Source organism: uncultured Campylobacter sp. (assembly GCF_937921625.1).
Classification (GTDB): domain Bacteria; phylum Campylobacterota; class Campylobacteria; order Campylobacterales; family Campylobacteraceae; genus Campylobacter_B.
This window is the reverse complement of sequence record NZ_CAKZTI010000013.1, coordinates 45,921-61,262: the sequence shown is the minus strand read 5'-3', so window position 1 is coordinate 61,262 and position 15,342 is coordinate 45,921. Positions and strand designations below refer to the sequence as shown.

At 46.0% G+C, this 15,342-nt stretch carries 17 protein-coding genes; 10 read left to right on the top strand and 7 right to left on the bottom strand.

Annotated elements, in window-relative coordinates; genetic code table 11:
• Positions 1–44 precede the first annotated feature (44 nt).
• The 10 genes from infB to Q0101_RS01945 all read left to right on the top strand — a co-directional run bounded on the left by infB (position 45) and on the right by Q0101_RS01945 (position 9,439).
• Entirely contained in the window at positions 45–2,576 is a 2,532-nt protein-coding gene (gene infB / locus Q0101_RS01990) for a translation initiation factor IF-2 (protein WP_297941794.1), read from the top strand.
• A complete protein-coding gene (gene rbfA, locus Q0101_RS01985; RefSeq protein ID WP_002943703.1) occupies positions 2,573–2,944 on the top strand; it encodes a 30S ribosome-binding factor RbfA in 372 nt (123 codons plus the stop codon). The genes infB and rbfA overlap by 4 nt, the downstream gene beginning before the upstream one ends.
• Entirely contained in the window at positions 2,931–3,359 is a 429-nt protein-coding gene (rimP, locus tag Q0101_RS01980) for a ribosome maturation factor RimP (RefSeq protein ID WP_297941788.1), read from the top strand. Before rbfA ends, rimP begins: the two co-directional genes overlap by 14 nt.
• Before the next feature lie 307 nt (positions 3,360–3,666).
• Positions 3,667–4,560 carry an acetyl-CoA carboxylase, carboxyltransferase subunit beta gene (accD, locus tag Q0101_RS01975; RefSeq protein ID WP_297941785.1) on the top strand — a complete coding sequence of 298 codons (894 nt, stop codon included), beginning with the start codon at positions 3,667–3,669 and terminating at the stop codon, positions 4,558–4,560.
• Between the two features lie 2 nt (positions 4,561–4,562).
• Positions 4,563–5,018 carry a 23S rRNA (pseudouridine(1915)-N(3))-methyltransferase RlmH gene (locus Q0101_RS01970; protein WP_297941783.1) on the top strand — a complete coding sequence of 152 codons (456 nt, stop codon included), beginning with the start codon at positions 4,563–4,565 and terminating at the stop codon, positions 5,016–5,018.
• A gap of 9 nt (positions 5,019–5,027) precedes the next feature.
• Positions 5,028–5,381 carry an RNA polymerase-binding protein DksA gene (dksA, locus tag Q0101_RS01965; protein ID WP_002952411.1) on the top strand — a complete coding sequence of 118 codons (354 nt, stop codon included), beginning with the start codon at positions 5,028–5,030 and terminating at the stop codon, positions 5,379–5,381.
• A 9-nt stretch (positions 5,382–5,390) separates the two neighbouring features.
• The gene (locus tag Q0101_RS01960; protein WP_297941779.1) at positions 5,391–6,428 is read left to right on the top strand and encodes a hypothetical protein; all 1,038 of its coding nucleotides are present in this window, start codon (positions 5,391–5,393) and stop codon (positions 6,426–6,428) included.
• Positions 6,425–7,342 (top strand): tRNA-dihydrouridine synthase, encoded by a 918-nt coding sequence (locus tag Q0101_RS01955; RefSeq protein WP_297941791.1) that lies wholly within the window; start codon positions 6,425–6,427, stop codon positions 7,340–7,342. Before Q0101_RS01960 ends, Q0101_RS01955 begins: the two co-directional genes overlap by 4 nt.
• A gap of 2 nt (positions 7,343–7,344) precedes the next feature.
• On the top strand, positions 7,345–7,959 hold the full coding sequence (gene recO / locus Q0101_RS01950) for a recombination protein RecO (RefSeq protein ID WP_297941776.1): 615 nt from the start codon (positions 7,345–7,347) through the stop codon (positions 7,957–7,959).
• A gap of 190 nt (positions 7,960–8,149) precedes the next feature.
• Positions 8,150–9,439 carry an ankyrin repeat domain-containing protein gene (locus tag Q0101_RS01945; RefSeq protein ID WP_297941773.1) on the top strand — a complete coding sequence of 430 codons (1,290 nt, stop codon included), beginning with the start codon at positions 8,150–8,152 and terminating at the stop codon, positions 9,437–9,439.
• A 100-nt stretch (positions 9,440–9,539) separates the two neighbouring features.
• On the opposite strand, the gene Q0101_RS01940 is transcribed toward Q0101_RS01945, so the two are convergent.
• Genes Q0101_RS01940 through tolB form a run of 7 tightly spaced genes read right to left on the bottom strand, consistent with a single transcriptional unit; the run spans position 9,540 to position 15,340 of the window.
• Complete coding sequence (locus tag Q0101_RS01940; RefSeq protein ID WP_297941770.1) at positions 9,540–10,307, bottom strand: tRNA 2-thiocytidine biosynthesis TtcA family protein; 768 nt, start codon at positions 10,305–10,307, stop codon at positions 9,540–9,542.
• Positions 10,304–10,987 (bottom strand): 5'-methylthioadenosine/adenosylhomocysteine nucleosidase, encoded by a 684-nt coding sequence (locus tag Q0101_RS01935; RefSeq protein WP_297941767.1) that lies wholly within the window; start codon positions 10,985–10,987, stop codon positions 10,304–10,306. Before Q0101_RS01935 ends, Q0101_RS01940 begins: the two co-directional genes overlap by 4 nt.
• Entirely contained in the window at positions 10,984–11,904 is a 921-nt protein-coding gene (gene fabD, locus Q0101_RS01930) for an ACP S-malonyltransferase (protein ID WP_297941764.1), read from the bottom strand. Before fabD ends, Q0101_RS01935 begins: the two co-directional genes overlap by 4 nt.
• A 10-nt stretch (positions 11,905–11,914) precedes the next feature.
• Positions 11,915–12,526: a peptidylprolyl isomerase gene (locus tag Q0101_RS01925; RefSeq protein ID WP_297941761.1), complete on the bottom strand. Its 612-nt coding sequence runs from the start codon at positions 12,524–12,526 to the stop codon at positions 11,915–11,917.
• Between the two features lie 59 nt (positions 12,527–12,585).
• Positions 12,586–13,485 carry a tetratricopeptide repeat protein gene (locus Q0101_RS01920; protein WP_297941758.1) on the bottom strand — a complete coding sequence of 300 codons (900 nt, stop codon included), beginning with the start codon at positions 13,483–13,485 and terminating at the stop codon, positions 12,586–12,588.
• An 8-nt stretch (positions 13,486–13,493) separates the two neighbouring features.
• Positions 13,494–14,012, bottom strand: coding sequence for an OmpA family protein (locus tag Q0101_RS01915; RefSeq protein ID WP_039895131.1), 519 nt, complete (start codon positions 14,010–14,012; stop codon positions 13,494–13,496).
• A gap of 53 nt (positions 14,013–14,065) precedes the next feature.
• Complete coding sequence (gene tolB, locus Q0101_RS01910) at positions 14,066–15,340, bottom strand: Tol-Pal system protein TolB (RefSeq protein ID WP_297941752.1); 1,275 nt, start codon at positions 15,338–15,340, stop codon at positions 14,066–14,068.
• Between the last annotated feature and the right edge of the window lie 2 nt (positions 15,341–15,342).

Here is a 15,342-nt window from a genome sequence, read left to right as displayed (position 1 = left end):
ATCGATGTTAGCGATAATATCGTGCTTATCAAGTTGGCGAGTCCATTGAAGCTCTCAAGAAAAAACCGGAAAAGAAAAAACCGACCGTAAAAAAAGCGGAAGCCAAAGAGGGCAAAGAGGAAAAAGAAAGCAAGCCAAAAGAGGCCAAAAAACCAAGCTCCGCAAAAGAAGAAAAGCCTTTGCCAAAAGAAAAAATAGAAACAAAAAACGACGAAAAATCCGAAAAAGAACAAAAAACAGTCACTCAAAAACCTGCAGAAAAAGCGCCTGAGCCAAAAATCCAAGCAGCACCCAAAGAGGAGCCAAAAGCCCAACCTATGGCTACCGAGCCAGTTCAGCCAAAAGAAAGCCTAGCCGACGTTAGCCTACAAAAAAGACGTGGCCTAGTCATCGTAAAAAAGAAAAAAGACGAGCAGCCAGCGCCTAGGGTAAGCGAGAGAAGAGAGTCTGCGCCGGCGTTAAATTTGGAAAGTATGTTTAAATTTAGCGACGAAAAGATCGAGCGCAAAAAGAAAAAAGAGAAAAAGCCAGTCATCGCAACCAAAAAAGACGGCGCTACGAAGATGGATCTACTCGGCGACCGCGATATGGCCGACATCGTTATAGACGATGAGGACGTGGTTATATTGCCTGATTTTTCCGTACGAACGCAAACCCCGGAACCTCAAAAAATCAAACAACCGACAAATACTAGCTACAAGCCGGTACTAAATACATCGGTAAGTTCATTTCTAGAGCAAGGTACTGCACGCAGGCCTCGTAAAAAACATAAAAAATCGCAACGAGCCAACCATAACGGCGAGGCGGTAACCTATGTCGAGATACCAAAAGAGATCCGTCTTTACGAATTTGCCGACAAAATCAACAAACAACCGAGCGAAGTCATCGGCAAGCTCTTTATGCTCGGCATGATGACGACCAAAAACGACTTCCTAGACGAGGATGCGATAGAGATTTTGGCTGATGAGTTTGGCATAGAGGTAAATATCGTCGATACGCAAGAAGCGTTTGACTACGTTAAAGCCTACGACGAAGAAGAGGAGCAGCTAGACGATACAAATTTGACCGTCCGAGCTCCCGTTATCACCATCATGGGTCACGTCGATCACGGTAAAACATCACTACTAGACTACATCAGAAACTCACGCGTGGCAGCGGGCGAGGCGGGCGGCATCACGCAGCACGTGGGCGCCTACATGGTAAATAAAAACGGCAAAAACATTACCTTTATCGATACTCCGGGCCACGAAGCTTTCACGGCTATGCGCGCAAGAGGTGCTAAGATCACCGACATCGTTATCATCGTGGTTGCAGCCGACGACGGCGTGAAACCACAAACCAAAGAAGCCGTAAGCCACGCAAAAGCCGCGGGCGTGCCGATCATCATCGCGATAAACAAGATGGACAAAGAGGCCGCAAACCCCGACAAAGTAAAAAGCGAGCTAGCCGAGCTAGATATCCTATCTACCGACTGGGGCGGCACGTACGAGTTTGTACCTATCTCTGCAAAGATGGGCACGGGCATAGACGATCTGCTTGAGATCGTACTCTTACAGGCTGAAATTTTAGAACTAAAAGCAAACGCAAGAGCAAACGCCAAAGCAGCCATAATAGAAAGCTCTCAGCAAAAGGGCCGCGGTCCGGTAGCTACGGTTATCGTAGAAAACGGCACTCTAAGAGTCGGCGATATCGTGGTCGCAGGCGTCGCATACGGCAAGATAAGAACGATAACCGATGACCAAGGTAAAATTTTAAAAGAGATAAAACCTGGCGAGTGCGGCGTGATAATGGGCCTTAGCGAGATTCCTGAAGCCGGTGAAACGCTAATAAGCGTCAAAACCGACAAAGAAGCCCGCGAATACGCACAGAAAAAGGCTGAATATTTGCGCCAAAAAGAGCTCAGCAAAACAACAAAAGTAAGCTTAGAGGAGCTTAGCGAAAAGATCGCCGAGGGCGAGCTAAAATCGCTCCCTGTTATCGTCAAAGCCGATGTGGGCGGCTCACTGGAAGCTATCAAAGCGAGCCTAGAAAAGCTTCGCAACGACGAGATAAAAGTAAATATCATCCACTCGGGCGTGGGTGGCATCACACAAAGTGACGTAGAGCTAGCCAGGGCGAGCGAAAACTCGGTGATTTTAGGCTTTAATATAAGACCAACGGGCGAAGTGAAAGAAAAAGCCAAAGAAAGCGGTGTCGAGATCAAAACCTATAACGTCATCTATAACCTACTCGACGACGTCAAAGCGATCCTAAGCGGTCTAATGTCGCCTGTCATCCACGAGGAGCAGCTCGGCCAAGCACAAGTACGCCAAGTCATCAACGTCCCTAAAGTAGGCGCGATCGCAGGCTGCATGGTGACCGAGGGAACGATAAACCGCGGTGCGAAAATCCGCCTAATCAGAAACGGCGTGGTCGTACACGAGGGCACCGTAAGCTCGCTAAAACGCTTCAAAGACGACGTGAGAGAGGTTGCGCGCGGTTTTGAGTGCGGCGTGGGCATCGACAGCTACAACGACATCAGAGAGGGCGACTACATCGAGAGCTTTAAAGAAGTAGAGGAGCAAGCCAGCCTATGAACCCCTCGGAGATAAAGCGCCTGCGCACGCAAAGCGTACTAAAGGAGCTACTACCCGAGGCTCTATCTACGCTTGAGGATGAGCTTTTGCGCGGACTTTGCGTAACCGACGTCGAGTGTAAAAAAGGCAGATATGACGCGTTCGTATACCTTGATAAGATGATGTTTGACGAGCGCGAGCAGGCCTATATACTAGACCGCCTAAAGCGCGTATCAAAGCACCTGCAAAACCACTGTATGGCGGCTGAGGGCTGGTATAGGGCGCCAAATTTTCACTTTAAATTTGACGACAGGCTCGAGTATCAAAACCACATGGACGATTTGTTTGAAAAAATTTCAGAGGATCTAAATAAAAATGCAAAATCTTGAAAATCTGATCTCACAGTGCGGCGTGCAGCTCTATGACGTCGAGGTCGCAAACGAAAACGGCAGAGCTATTTATAGGATCTACATCGCAAAGCCCGGAGGCGTAAATTTAGACGACTGCGAAAAGGTTTCACGTTTGCTTTCGCCGATATTTGACGTCGAGCCGCCGCTTAGCGGAGACTACGTGCTAGAGGTTAGCTCGCCCGGACTTGAGCGAAAGCTAGAAAAACCGAGCCATTTTATATCAAGCGTTGGTGAACTGGCTAAAATTTCAACTGAAGTAGACGGCGAAAACAAAAAACTAAAAGGCAAAATTTTATCCGCAGACGATGATGAAATATCGTTTGAAAGCGAAGGTCAAATTTTAAAAATAAAAATCGCGAATATAAAAAAGGCAAAAACCTACATCGAGTGGTAAGCCGCGAATTTAAAGGCTCAAATTTGTACAGCAAGATAGTCTAAATTTCTGCAAATTTGAGCTCTTTAAATTTATATCGCAAAGTTAAAACACACCGCAGTCAAATCTCTCAAGTTTAACCTTTCAAATCTTAAAACCGCCTCCGCGTAAATTTAAAATTTCCACGGAAAACATAAAAATGATAGTGCAAATTTCGGCGATTCTAGCCGCCTATTCTCAAGAGCGCACGGCATAAATTTAATACCCGACTAGCAAAACATAAGCTAACTTTGGCTATAATCCCTAAATTTTTTAAAAAGTAGGAATCATGAGCTTTTTAGATATTTTTTCCAAAACAAGAAAGCAACAATCCGCTCCTAGCGAGGCTCCGGCGCACTGGGTCAAATGCGACAGCTGTCACTCGCTAATGTATTACAAAGAGGTCGAGGCAAATTTTAACGTCTGTCCAAAGTGCGGTTTTCATATGAGATTAGCCGCCGACAAGAGGATAGCGATGATCTGCGACGAAGGCAGTTTCGTCGAGCTTGATACCAAGCTAAAGCCCGTCGATCCGATCAAATTCGTCGATAAAAAATCCTATAAAAAACGCATAAGTGAAAACGAGGAAAAGACGGGCAGAAGCTCGGCCGTGATCTGCGGCGAGGCCAAGATCGACGGCATGAACGTACAGCTGGCGGTTTTTGATTTTAGCTTTATGGGCGGCTCTTTAGGCTCGGTCGAGGGCGAAAAGATCGTGCGCGCCGTAAAAAGGTCGCTCGATAAAAAACAGCCTCTCATCATCGTTTCGGCTTCGGGCGGAGCGAGGATGCAGGAGAGTACGTTTTCGCTGATGCAGATGTCAAAAACATCCGCCGCTCTAAAGCTGCTTGACGAGGCCAAGGTGCCGTATATCTCAGTCCTAACCGATCCTACAATGGGCGGAGTTAGCGCGTCTTTCGCGTGGCTGGGCGATATCATCATCGCAGAGCCGGGCGCTCTCATCGGCTTTGCCGGACAGCGCGTTATCAAACAAACCATCGGAGCCGATTTGCCCGAAGGCTTTCAAAGATCTGAGTTTTTGCTAGAGCACGGTCTAATAGACGCCATAGTCGAGCGTAAAGAGCATAAGCAGTTTTTAAGCGATATGATAAGACTGCTCTCAAACAACCCGGCCTACGCCGCCAAGCAGCCTAGCGCTCAAAATTTGGACGACGAGGAATAAATTTGGAAATTTCCGTGTTTTGCATCCAAAAGTCAAAACGTGAAAATTTTGAAAACGAGATCAAAGAGTACGCGAAGATGTCGTCGAAATTCGCCAAAATTTCAGACGTTGTTATCTTTAACGACAAGATCGCCAAAGCCCAAAGCAAGGGGCGAGATGAGGCGCTAAAAGCCTACGACGAGGTTTATGAGCCAAATTTAAGCGGCTTTTGCGTGGCACTTGACGAAGCGGGCCGCGAATTTAACAGCGAGGAGTTTGCTAAACTCATCTCGGATAAGGCTCAAATTTCGTTTTTTATCGGCGGAGCTTACGGGCTCAGTCAAAATTTTAAACAAAAAACCGACGCCGTCGTTAGCCTCAGCCGCATGACGATGGCGCACAAGATCGCCAAACTTATGCTTCACGAGCAGATTTTCAGAGCTCTTTGCATAAACGCGAACCACCCATATCACAAATAAAGGAAAAAAATGCGCAAAAGCGACCTGGAGCAGTTCAAGGCACTTTTACTGGAGCGAAAAGCACAGATAACTAAAAATATTTTAGACTCGTCAAACGAGATGGCAGGACTACGCCAAAGCGGCGTTAGCGACGAGTTTGATATCGCCTCCGTAAACGCCGATCAGCTCATCGAGCAATCAATCAGCGCTCAACAAAGACAAGAACTAGCCGAGATCGATGTCTCGCTGCGAAAGATCGCCGACAAAACCTACGGCATCTGCGAGATGTGCGAGGAGGATATCGGGCTGGCGCGTTTACGCGTCAAACCGCACGCAAAATACTGCATCACCTGCCGTGAGATAGTGGAAAAAACCGCAAAATAGGGGTACGCCATGCAAATCAAACGTTTTATAGCTTGCGCCGTGCTTTACCTGGTCGTAGTCGGCGCGATTGTTTATCTTTTTGAGGCCGGCTCTTACGAACTTCATCTTAAATTTGCCCTCTTTGGCAGCGGCACCGAGTATGCGCTAAATTTACCCGTCGCCGTCTGGATGATACTGCCGCCTGCGATTTTGACGCTATTTTGCGTGCTTCACATGGCCTATCACGGGTTTAAATTTTACGCCTTTAAACGCAAAATTTCGCACGATGAGAAATTTTACAGAGAGCTCGGCAAAGAAATTTTACTCGGCCTTGATACGAACAAAGACTTTAAAACGAACTTTTATAAAATCCCGTCCCAGATAGCTAGAATCCTCTCGCCGTGGGATAGATACAAGGACGCAAATATCGAGGGCGAGGAGCTACAAAACGCCTTAGACATAATGCGCACGGTCAAAAACGGCGAAGTCGCCGACCTAAAGAAATTTAAGCTACCTAAGGACAATCCGCTCTTTATCAAAAACGAGCTAAACAAAATAGCAAATTTGGACGGATACTATCTAGAAACGCTTAAAAAACCTATGGGCGATCAGGGCGAAATAGTCCGCGAAGCAAGGAAAAAGCTAATAAATTTAGGCTCGCTCGCCGATATCAAAAAATTTGCTCCAGATCTGGACGAAAAAGAGATCATGACCCTTATCGCCCGCTTTGCCAAAGATGAGATAAATTTGAGCAACGACGAGATTTTGGAGCTGTTAAATTCGGATAAAATTTCAAAAGACAGCTTTAGTATCAGCGCCGCGACGCTAAAAAGCAAAATCGCTCCGGACGCTATCATCGGCATCTTCGAGCGGCTCAAAAACGAACGTCAAGAGGCGCAAGAGGCATACGTTTATCTGCTGTTTGAGTTTGAGATGCTCGAGCGCGCGCAGGAGGTTTTAGCAGGCCTTGAAGCCGGCGAATATCAAAATTTCCGCACCCTGCTATATCTCAGACAAAACGGCAAAAACGTCCCGACCGATCTATTTTTCAAGCACGCCCATTGCTGATAGATTTTTCAAAAAAGCCGCTTTTTCTAGCTCCGCTCGCGGGCTTTTCAGACCTGCCGCTTAGAAGCGTGGTAAAGCAGTTTAGCTGCGACGTGACCGTAAGCGAGATGATTAGCGCAAACGCCCTAGTTTACGAGGGTAGTAAAACGCTTGAGATGCTCAAAAAATCACCGCTTGAAACGCCATATATCGTGCAAATCGCAGGCAGCGACGCGGACATCGTCAAAAAGGCGGTGGAAATTTTAAACGGTATCGAGGGTATAGATGGTATCGATCTAAACTGCGGCTGCCCCGTGCCAAAAGTCGTCAAACAGTCCGCAGGCTCGGCTCTGCTAAAAGATATCTCGAATCTGAAACGTATTGTAGAAACCATCAAAAAAACCTCAAATAAGCAAATGACCAGCGTCAAACTACGCCTGGGTTTTGACGAGAAAATTCCTGAAATTTTAGCCCTCGCTGCGCAGGACGCTGGAGCGGACTACATCGCATTTCACGGACGCACGAGAGCGGGCGGCTACACGGCAGCGGTAGACTACGCCGCGATCGGCCGAGCCAAAGAAGCGGTAACCATCCCCGTCATCGCAAACGGCGATATCTCACCCGAAAACGCCGCCCAGGCGCTAAATTTAACCAACGCAGATGCGCTAATGATAGGACGCGCCTGCATCGGCAAACCGTGGGTTTTCCACGAGATAAAGACGGGCGAGAGTATCGACGCGGCGACGAAAAAGGCGATCATCTTGGCGCATTTTGACGCGATGATCGAGCACTACGGTGAGCACGGAGCAGCGATATTTCGCAAGCACCTACACCGCTACTCCAAAGGTATCGACGGCGCAAGCGCCTTTCGCGACGAGATAAACCACATCGCCGAGCCAGGCATCCTGCGCCAACAAATCAAAACCTTTTTCTAGCCATGCAAGGATACATCCTGCACACGCAAAAGGTGCGCGACGAGGACCTGCTCGTCTACATCCTCACGCCCTCGCTACTAGTCAAATCCTACCGCTTCTACGGCGCGCGCCACTCAAACGTCCTGCAAGGCTACAAGATCGACTTCGAACTCGAAGGCGGTGAAAACTTCCTCCCGCACCTGCGCAGCGTCCTGCACCTAGGCTACCGCTGGCTACTCTCGCGCGAGCGCCTGCTCGTGTGGCAGCAGTTTATGCGCCTACTCTACGCACACCTGCGAGACGTCGAGCAGATAGACGAGGTGTACTTTCGCGAGCTTGAGCTTTGCGCCTCGCGCTTTGACAGAGGCGCCCCCAAACGCCTACTCATCGAGAGCTACGTGCGCATTTTAGAGGCTGAGGGCAGGCTGCACGATGAGTTTTTTTGCTTTATCTGCGACGAGCCCGTGGAGGATAGAGTTGCGCTAGCTAGGAGCTTCTTGCCTGCCCACGAGCACTGCGCTGCACAAAAGGGCTTTAGTGTAGAAAAGATAAAAATGCTCTTTAGCGAGCGCTCTACGCTGCTACTTGATGATGACGAGATAGACGCGCTCTACTCGGTTTTGCTTCAGGGGCTTTGAGTAAATTTGGTGTTTCAAATTTGACTTGTCCGATTTTACTTTCAAATTTAACCCGCTCAAATTTTATGCGGACGGATCTCGCCGCGCCCTGCTCCCGATATCCAAATTTATCAGCTCATATTGCATCAAATTTACCGCCTCTTTACCTGGTTTTGGCTAAGATTTTGTAAATTTGACTTAAGGGATAAATTTGAAAAAATTCGCACTCGGCTTTACCGCCCTTTTCTTCGTCGTTTTCGTAAATTTTATTTACGAAAAGCTATCTCGCCCTACTCATTTTACCGTCACTCCCGATACTAAAATAGACCCAAACTCCGAGCTAGCTAAATACGTAACGCAAGAGGAGATAGACGACTTTGGTTTTAGATACTGGGATATAGACGAATACGAGGAAAACAACGCCACCCTTAACGCTTTAAGAAATTTGCTGAGGCTAAAAGATACGGATAAGATTTTAAATTTTATGACAAGAAACGGGCTTAGCGCCGACGTAAAGATGAAGGCAGGCACAACGCCGCTGATGTACGCTAGCTTTTACGACGACGAAACCACAGCAAAAAGACTTATAGATATGGGCGCGGACGCTCATGCGAAAGATAACTACAAACTCTCGCCCCTGGCCTACGCCATAGAAAACAACTCTACAAAGACCGTTAAGCTCTTACTTGATAGCGGGGTTAAATTTAGCAATAAAGAAAAAATTCAAAGATATTTAAAAGCGCCCCAAAACGATAGGATAAAAAGCTTGACTATAGACGGAGATAATATATTTGTAGAGTACGAAGTAAAATACGGTCAGAAAAACGAAGGCTCAAAAGGCTGGATATTGCCTTTTGATTATATTACCTTTGGCAACTTTACCGAGATGCTACAAATACTATTTAGTATGGGGTATTTTGACGAGAACGGCAACTATTTTAAAGATATGGAATATATGCCAAACTACGAACCTATGCTAAATTTACTACTAGACAACAACGTTTCGGGGCAACCTACTAAAGAGGAGCTAAAGAAGGCGTATGAAGAGTGCTACGATAACGTAAAATACTATACGAAAGAAAAAGAAAACTATATCTATAAAATGAATAAAGGCAGAGACGAAGAAGGCGAGGCTAGGTTGCGCAAAAACGACAAATATAGGCATTTATGCACCGAGTGCTTATATCATGAAGGTCTTTTAAAATACAAACCAAAGCCGCCAGATCCCGAACAAATAAAAAGATTTGACGATACGATAAATTTTTACTCTAAACACTGTTTGGACGAAAATGCTACATTTAAAGATACCGAATCTTTTGTAAAATGGGCAAATGAAGAAAAAAGGCGAGAGAATGTATTGCGGTTTTTAGAAGCGCACAAAAACAACCCCGCTAAGGTGATCTATATCGACGCCAACATAAGTAGTCAAGACAAAGAAAATCTAATATCCAATAAACTAATCCAAAAATTAAGGAGCAAAGATGCCGCAGAGCGACGATAATAGATCGCTATATAGCGCGGCGGGAGAATGAGGCAACCTGGCGGCAAAAGTCAAATTTGACCGAAAGAGCGGTCAAATTTAAGCTAAATTTGACGAGTCCTCACTCCTCGTCGGTCAAATTTTGAGCCTGAGAGGCGAAAAACGTATCGTTGTGGATATTTTCAAAAGCAGCCTTTAGCGAGACGAAAAGCTTTGGATTTTGCTTTTCTAAATTTGCCAAAAGCTCCTTAGTTTCGGCTCTAGCGTGAGGCATCTTGATATCAAATCGCATCGCCGGACACGCCTCGTCGCCGATAACCGTAAGCCCGTTTCGCACGGCGTTTTCGCGTAGCTGTCGTTCGCGCACGAATATAAACGGCCTGATAACCTCGATACCGTTTGCTGCGACGTATTTTGGAGCAAGCGTTCGTAGTGCGCCGTTATAAGTAAAATTCATAAAAAAACTCTCGACCGCGTCGTCGAGGTGGTGGGCGATGGCGAGCTTGTTAAAGCCGTGCTCGAGCGCGTAGGTGTAGAGATAGCCGCGCCTCATGCGCGAGAAAAAGCTGCAAAAGCTGGAGTTTTTGCGGATCTTATCCTTAGATATCTCAAAGATCGAGCTATCGATCACGTCGTGCTCGATGCCGTGCTCGGCGCAATGGCGCGTGAGATAGGCATAGTCCTCGCCCATGCCGTAGCTTAGCGTCACGGCCTTAAACTCAAATTTTTCAGGCGTGACGTTTTGCATATGCTTTAGCACGTGCGCGAGCGCGAGGCTGTCCTTGCCGCCGCTAAGACCGAGCAAAATTTTATCCCCGCCGCACACCATGCGGTATCTGGCGTTGGTCTGCCCAACCTGGCGCAGCAGACGCTTGCTAAGCTCTATCATAGCCGCTCGATCATAGCGAGCATAAACTGCGCGCTGACGTTTGCCGAGTCTTGCAAAAATTTATCGAAGTCAAACTCCGCACTGCCGCCCGCCTCGTCGCTGATCGCGCGAAGCACGAAAAACGGCACGCCCAAACTCTCGCAAACTAACGCCACGCTAGCGCCCTCCATCTCGGCCGCATCGGCTTTGAAGGTCGCTTTTAGCCACTCTTTTTTAGCGTTATCGCAGATAAACTGATCGCCCGTGGCTATGATGCCGCCTTTCAGCTCGATGCCTTTTTCTGCCGCGACGCTAGAGGCTAGCGCGTTTAGAGCGTCGTCGCTTTTGATAAAGATGCTAGTCTCAGGCACGTAGCCGTGCGGGTGTCCAAACGCCGTAATATCGACGTCGTGCTGCACTAGGCTAGTCGCGTAAAGCATATCGCCGATTTTCAAATTTGGATTTAGTGCGCCTGCGACGCCGGTAAAAAGTAGCTTGTCGGCGCCGAATTTCTCTATCATCGCGCTTGCGGTCAGGGCGGCGTTTACCTTGCCGATCTTTGAGTAGGCGATCACAAGCTCTTTGTTGCCGAAATTTGCTAGGTAAAATACGTTATTTGCGTGCTTAACTTCTTTGTAGTCCTTGATGCGCTCAAGCAGAGGAGCGACCTCCTCGCGCATCGCGCCTAAGATCGCTATCATTTAAGCTCCTTTAAAAGCTCGTCAAGGCTGCTAAGATCGGTGACACTAAAGGTCGGCTTTTCAGTGATTTTTTTGTTGATGCCTTTTAGCACGCTACCACCAAACTCCACGAAAATATCAACCTCATTTTCGATGCTTTTGATGCTTTGCTTGTATAAAACGGGGCTAACGAGCTGAGCTTTTAGCAAATTTAGCGCTTCGTCTTTGGTGCCGTAAGCCTTCGCCGAGGCATTTGAAACGACTGGGGCAAATTTAGAAGCCAATGCCGGCTCTAACTGCGCTGTTAGCTTCTCGCTAGCACTCTTTAAAAGTGGGCAGTGGCTGATGACGGACATATTTAGAGGCAATACGCGCTTAGCGCCCGCTTCTTTAAACGCGGACTCAAATTTGGCAATGTCGTCTTTTAGCCCCGCGATCACGATCTGGCCGTCGCAGTTGTAGTTCGCGGCATAAATTTGATGGCCGTCCGCTTGCGCGTTTTTGCAAATTTGCTCGACTGTCTCGTCGCTAAGACCCAAAATAACGCTCATCGTCACGTCTTTGCCAGCGCAGTCCTCTTGCATAAATTTACCGCGTAAATTTACGATCCTAAGCGCATCGATAAAATCAAATGCGCCGCTAACCGCAAGCGCGCTAAACTCGCCCAAAGAGTGGCCAAGCGCAAAGCTGGGCTCTAAATTTACGCTTTGCTTAAAAGCAAGATAGCACATAAGCGAATTTAAAACGATGGCGGGCTGGGTAAATTCGCTCCTGTTTATAAGGTTATTTTCGTTGAAAAGTAGATTTGAAAAGTCAATTTTTAGGCTATCACTTACATTTTGCAAAAACTCGGCGGCCGGGCGAAAATTTTCGTAAATTTCCTTACCCATGCCGATACTTTGCGAGCCTTGTCCCGGAAATATAAACGCCGCTCTCATCTAGATACTCTTAGTGGCAACCGCATCCGCCGTCATCGTGATGATGACCATGCCCGCCGCAGCAACCGCCCTCTTTATGCTCGTGATGACCGTGGCCTCCGCAACAACCGCCCTCGCCGTGATGATGGTCGTGATCATGTCCGCCGCAACCGCATGTATGTACGCCACCTACCATGCCGGTAGCTATCTCGTCCTCTGTAGCATCGCGTTTGTCGAAAATTTGAACCTTAAACTCCAAATCTTTGCCTGCGTAAGGGTGGTTAAAATCAACCGTTACGTCGTCCTCGCCGATAGATTTTACTATCACGCGTACGCTCTCACCATGCTCGCCTTGACCAAAAAGCTCCATCCCCTCTTTTAGCTCGATGCCAGCAAATTGCTCTTTAGGCAACATCTGAACCGCGCTAGAGTCGTACTCACCGCAAGCCTGCGCAGCCGGGATAATGATAACCTTCGTTTCGCCTTTTTCTAGTTTGGCAACCTCTTCTTCTAGTTTCTCGATGATATGTCCGCGGCCCGTTAAAAAGGAAATTTCCTGCCCTACTTGCATATTGGACTCTAAAATTTCGCCCGTTTTTGCGTCTTTTAGCTCATAAAACATAGCTATAACTTGTTCTTTCACGTTCTTCTCCTATTTATGAAAATAACGTGATTATATCGTTAAATTTATTAAAGAATGTTTTAGTTTCGAGTAGGTGCGGCTTTGGCTTCTTTACTGTCCGGATAGCCTAGTTTTAGCGCTTTGTAAAATTTATTTGCACTTGCCGTGTCTTTTATCTTATCAAAGCTAATAGCAGTGTGATAAAGAAGCTTTGGTGTATACTCGGCCTTGTCGTAGAGCTGGATACTTTGCTGGTAGTATTTTATGGCGTTGTTGTAAGCTTTTTGCTGATACGCTATCTCACCGAGATAAAAATTCGCCATTGCAGGCTTATGATCTTTGCTTAAAAGATACTCGTATCTAGCCTTTGCATCATCGAGCTTACCTGCGTCAAATAGCTTTTTGGCTTCGCTTGCTACGTCTTGATTTTTTTGCTTGGTAAAATCAATTTTCGGAGCTTGCGACTCAGCAGCGGCTGGGCTACTGCTAGCTACCGGCTTGTCTTCATCGTTTTTTTTTGTGGCAGCAGGTGCGGCGTTGCTCTTATCTATCAAAGCGCCCATATCTTTAAGGGCTTTGGTGATTTTTGCGTTGTTGGTCTCTTGTATTTTTCGGCTTTCTTCTACGTATTTTTTAAGCTCGTCAAAATCGCTTTTTGCTGTAGAATTTCCGTCGTTTCCTTCGATATCGTTTAGTCTTTTTTCTATCCTAGACATTCTTGAGTTCAGTCCGTCTAGTACGCTCTGCAAGCCTTCTAAGCGCTCTTGCATAGCATTTAAATTTGACTCAACGTCGCCCATATTTCTACTTAAATTTTCTACGTTTTGCTTGTTTTTTAGAAAAGTTTTTTCGTTATCAGTCAAACCGTAGGGACTCGAGCTATCTAAATTCCCAGCATCAAATACTGAAATTTCACTGGAAGCGGAATAAGAGAGGGTGGCTCCTATAAAAAGAGCCACGAAAGTTTTTAAATTCGTCATAAACTTAATTATGGAAGAACTTTGAATTCAGCGCGTCTGTTTTGAGCGTCGCAAGCTTTTGTTTTGTCTGTGCAAACAGGATTGCTTTCGCCATAGCTTACAACTGTGATTCTATCAGCAGCAACACCTTGTTTTACAAGAGCGTCTTTAGCAGCTTTTGCTCTTTTTAGACCAAGTGCATAGTTATACTCATCTGTACCCCATTCGTCGCAGTTACCCTCTACTTTTACAGAAAGAGCTTGAGCCTCTGATTGATTAAATAGACCTGCGTTTGTGTTGATAGCAGACTGCATGTCGCCTTTGATATTAAATTTGTCAAAGTCAAAGTATACAGTTTGAACTTGACCTTCAATGCTTGAGATTAATTGTTGCAATCTCTCGCTATCACTCATCATGTTATCGCTTGAGTTCATACCGCCCATATTTTGATTAGCGTCAGCGCTCATATCAACTTCAGGGTTTTTAGAGCTACAACCGCTCAACAATAAAGCCGCAATAGCAGCAGAAGTTAAAACTACTTTTTTCATTTTCATCCTTTTATAGAAATTTAACGTGATTATATCATAAAATTTACTAAATATTACCAATCAATCGACTGAATTTTGCCGATTTTTAACGGAAATTGGAAACTTTTGTTCTCATTTACGCGAATTATGCCAAGAGAACTCTGGCCTCCAAGCTCTTTTATAAACACTACGCTTTGCCCGTCGCTAGAAAATCTAGGGTATAAATTTTTACCGCTTGCGGTTAGTTGCCTAATGTAGTCAGTCTGCGTAGATATCATATAAATGTTAAAATCTCTCGTTCCAAAGCTACTCTTGCCGTCTTCTCTGCTAGAATAAACTATATAGTTTTGATAGGTACTAACGGAGTTGTTGTTTTTGCCGTGATATACCAACTGCTCAAAACCGCTTCCATCGACGTTTTGCGCGAATACGTTAGGATAGCCGAGTCTATCGGAAACGAAAACTACGCGTCTATCGCCGTCGACGAAGTTGCCGTTAACGTCTATACCGCTATAGTTGGTTACCTGAGAAAGCCTTTTTGAATTTAGATCATATATATAGATATCAGGCTGATCTTGTGGGGCCATAGTTAGCAAAATTTTATCTCCGTTTTGACTAACATCAGAGGCTATTAGCATACCTCCCTTACTATCTAAAATTTTAGTTTTTTGGCCGCTTGCAACATCGTATCTATAAAGAACTAAGTTTTTACCGCTGTAATCAGAGTAGTAAAACGCGCTCTGATCAGCTCCTATCCATTTAGGAAATATATTCAAACCGCCGCGAACAAGTACTTTTTGGTACGTCAAAGTGTAGTCGGCTATGACGATCTCACTTTGCTTAGAGCCCGTTCCTTTAGCAAAAATGATAAATTTTTCCATCCAGTTTACAGGCGGCATTTTTAGCTCGTTAATGAGCTCAACTATCGCTTTGTGTGCGATAAACGGATACTTTGCCCCGTCGTTCATATTGTAAATTTTCTCGTACTGAGTAGTCGCCGTTTTTGCATTAACTAGCTTAACCCTGAGGGTTAGAGGCGAGTTTGCAGAGCCCTCAAGCGCGTATCTAAATATAAGCTGCGCGCCTTTTTCGCTCATAACGTTCGTGTTCGAGTCGCCCTCATAGCTACTGGCGATATATTCGTCCACAACCTCAAAATCAGAGCTGACCTTCAAGTCGCCCAACATGATTTTATGAAATTTGCTTTTAAAAGCCTGATCGCCGACGGCCGTTGTCGCATCTTGAAGCACGATTTTTGGTAGGGCTAAGCCTTTGTTGACGACCGAAATAGTTGCATCAACGGCAAAAAGCCAACTGGTAAAAGCAAGAAAAAGTAAAATTTTCTTCATTT